We start from the raw sequence: 3,112 nt of genomic DNA, 5'->3' as shown, positions 1-3,112 counted from the left end.
GCCACGGTCGTCGCCACGGCGGACCGCAGCAGGGTACGACGGCGCAGTCGCCCGGCCGCGGTCACGCCGTCGCCCCGTCGGCGGCCCGTACCGGAACCTGCGTGGGCACCTCGGCCAGCACCTCGGGGTGCCCCGAGCCGATCAGCACGGTGACACGGGGGGAGTCCGGTGGGGACAACCGGTCCAGCAGCGGGGTGAGGCGCACCCCGTCGACCGGGGTGGGCAGGTCGACCACCAGCACCTCGGGCAGGCACGCCATGGCCCGCGCGAGGGCGACCCGGAACCGCTGCGCCTCCGAGATCTGGTGCGGCCGGAGCCCCAGGGTCGGGGCGAGTTCGAGCCGGTCGACCAGGGTGGACGCCCAGTCGTCGGCGACGTCGTGGACCCGCTGGCGGCGGCGCTGGCCGTAGGAGATGTTGCGGCCGACGGTCAGGTGCGGCAGCAGGGCACCTCCGGCCGGCACGTACCCGATGCGCCGACGCGGTGGCGGCAGGTCGGTGACGTCCCGCTCGCCGACCAGGATCCGGCCGCTGACCGGTGCGACCAACCCGACCACCACCCGGACCACGGAGGTGCCCACGCCGGGTTCGGCGACCAGTGCCGCCGTCGCCCCGACGGGCACGTCGACGTCGAGCGGTGGGACGTCCGGCACGGCGACGAGTTGCTGCGTGCGTAACGTGACCATCACCTCCAGCGACCGACCCCGTCGTTCAGAGTGACACAGGTCGACCACGCACAGTGTCCCCCCGAAGTCCACCGTGGAACCGCGCGTCGACGGGCTACCGTCGCTGTCGTGACGGACCCGATCCCCCTGGCCTCCGGCCGGGAAGCCGACGTGTACGCGCTGGACGGCGAGCGGGTCCTACGCCGCTATCGCGCCGGCGGCGACGTGGCCGTCGAGGCCCGTTTCATGGCCCACCTGCACGCCGTCGGCTACCCGGTGCCCCGGGTGCACCACGCCGACGGCACGGATCTGGTGATGCGGCGGCTGTCCGGCCCGACCATGCTGCACGCGCTGCTCACCGGTGGAATCGACGTCGAGGCGGCCGCCGCGGTCCTGGCCGACCTGCACCGCCGCCTGCACGCCGTCGCACCGCTGCCCGACGCGGCAGACGGCGAGCGGATCCTGCACCTGGACCTGCACCCGGACAACGTCGTCCTCGAACCGTCCGGGCCGGTGCTGATCGACTGGCACAACGTGCGGCACGGCGCACCGGGGCTGGACGTGGCGATGACCGCCCTCATCCTCGCCCAGGTCGCCGTGGACCGGGACCAGCCGATGGCGACCGAGGCGGGGGAGCTGATGCGCGCCTACCTGCGGGCGATCCGTGGTCACGCCGTACCCCTGGTCGACGCGGCCGTGGCGCGACGCCGCGCCGACCCCGCCCAGAGCGCCGACGAACGCGCCCTGCTGGTCCCGGCGGCGACACTGGTCACCGCCGCCGGGGAGTAGCGCACCGCGCGGCGGCCGGGCGCGCCGGGGTGGGGTAGGCCGCCCGGCGGGGCTGGGTAGGGTCCGGGGCACCAGCAGGGGAGCGGGAGGCGAGCCGATGTCCGACCATGTCGACGTGCTCATCGTGGGTGCCGGGCTCTCCGGTATCGGCGCCGCCTGCCACCTGCGTCGCCGCTGCCCCGACAAGACGTACGCCGTGCTGGAGGCCCGCGACGACCTCGGCGGCACCTGGGACCTGTTCCGTTACCCCGGGGTGCGCTCGGACTCCGACATGTTCACCCTCGGCTACTCCTTCGCGCCGTGGACCGCGCCGACGGCGATCGCCGAAGGTGGCACGATCCTCGACTACCTGCGACGCACCGCCGACGCGTACGACGTGACCCGGCACATCCGTTTCCGGCACCGGGTCGTCCGTGCCGAGTGGGACAGCGAACGGGCCCGCTGGACGGTGCACGTACACCGTGCCGACACTGCCGACACCGTGGTGCTCACCTGCGACTTCCTGTACGCCTGCACCGGCTACTACCGCTACGACGCCGGGCACACCCCGCACTTTCCCGGGCAGGAGCGGTTCACCGGGCGGATCGTGCACCCGCAGCACTGGCCGGCCGACCTCGACCACTCGGGTCGTACCGTGGTGGTGATCGGCAGCGGTGCCACCGCCGTCACGCTGGTCCCGGCACTGGCACGGCGCGCCGCCCACGTGACCATGCTGCAACGGTCCCCGACGTACGTGCTGGCGCTGCCCGCCCGGGACGCGGTCGCCGACACGCTGCGGCGGCGCCTGCCGGCTCGGCTGGCGTACCCGCTGATCCGGTCGAAGAACGTGCTGGCCACGGCCGCCACCTACCAGCTCAGCCGGCGGGCGCCCGGGCTGGTCCGGGCGTTGCTGCGGCGGGCCGTGACCCGGCGGCTGCCGGCCGGGTACGACGTCGACCGCCACTTCACGCCGAGCTACGACCCGTGGGACCAGCGGCTCTGCGTGGTGCCCGACGGTGACCTGTTCGACGCCCTCTCCGCCGGGCGGGCCAGCGTGGTGACCGACACCGTCGAGACGTTCACCGCGCACGGCGTCCGGCTCACCGGCGGCGCGGAACTGCCGGCCGACGTGGTGGTCACCGCCACCGGGCTCGACCTGCTCGCGCTCGGCGGCATGACGTTGCGGGTGGACGGCGTCGACGTGGACCTGCCCGGGACGGTCGCCTACAAGGGCATGATGCTCTCCGGCGTGCCGAACTTCGCCATGACGCTGGGCTACACCAACGCCTCCTGGACGCTGAAGTCCGACCTGGTCGCCGAGTACGTGTGCCGCCTGCTGCGCCACCTGGACCGCACCGGGACCCGGGTGGTCACCCCGCTCGCCCCGCCCGACGGGCGTCGGGCGCCGCTGATCGACCTGACCTCCGGGTACGTCCGCCGTGGCCTGGCGCACCTGCCGTCGCAGGGCCACCGCCCGCCCTGGCGTCTGCACCAGAACTATCCGCGTGACCTGCTGATGCTGCGCTACGGGCGGGTCACCGACGCCGGGGTCCGCTTCGACGCGGCGGGCGCGCCACGGGGGAGTGCCGTCGATGCGTAGGTTCGACTTCACCGACGGCACCGCGGTGGTGACCGGCGCGGCCGGTGGCATCGGGGCGGCGCTGGCACACGGCCTGGCAC

General features: G+C 74.2%; 3 protein-coding genes and 1 pseudogene. 3 read left to right on the top strand and 1 reads right to left on the bottom strand.

The features are described from left to right. Nucleotides 1-61: 61 nt before the first annotated feature. Nucleotides 62-685 (bottom strand): ATP-binding cassette domain-containing protein, encoded by a 624-nt coding sequence (locus EYA84_RS29660; protein WP_131057395.1) that lies wholly within the window; start codon nt 683-685, stop codon nt 62-64. Nucleotides 686-793: 108 nt separating this feature from the next. On the opposite strand from EYA84_RS29660, the gene EYA84_RS29655 reads away from it, so the two are divergent. The 3 genes and pseudogenes from EYA84_RS29655 to EYA84_RS29645 all read left to right on the top strand — a co-directional run. Beyond that, the gene (locus EYA84_RS29655; RefSeq protein WP_131057393.1) at nt 794-1,453 is read left to right on the top strand and encodes a phosphotransferase; all 660 of its coding nucleotides are present in this window, start codon (nt 794-796) and stop codon (nt 1,451-1,453) included. Nucleotides 1,454-1,550: 97 nt separating this feature from the next. Beyond that, a complete protein-coding gene (locus tag EYA84_RS29650; RefSeq protein ID WP_131057391.1) occupies nt 1,551-3,032 on the top strand; it encodes an NAD(P)/FAD-dependent oxidoreductase in 1,482 nt (493 codons plus the stop codon). Next, nucleotides 3,025-3,112 (top strand): annotated as a pseudogene (locus EYA84_RS29645) (acetoin dehydrogenase); the annotation flags it as partial. The gene EYA84_RS29650 and the pseudogene EYA84_RS29645, both read left to right, overlap by 8 nt.

Origin of the sequence: Verrucosispora sp. SN26_14.1 (assembly GCF_004307965.1) — a bacterium.
In the GTDB taxonomy this organism is placed as follows: Bacteria; Actinomycetota; Actinomycetes; order Mycobacteriales; family Micromonosporaceae; genus Micromonospora.
Note: the sequence above shows the minus strand (reverse complement) of the source record. Positions and strands in the feature narration are given on the sequence as shown.

What these genes read in the sequence shown, in the direction of transcription:
- EYA84_RS29660 (WP_131057395.1), bottom strand. Translation starts at nt 685, where the DNA reads ATGGTCACGTTACGCACGCAGCAACTCGTCGCCGTGCCGGACGTCCCA.
- EYA84_RS29650 (WP_131057391.1), top strand. Translation starts at nt 1,551, where the DNA reads ATGTCCGACCATGTCGACGTGCTCATCGTGGGTGCCGGGCTCTCCGGT.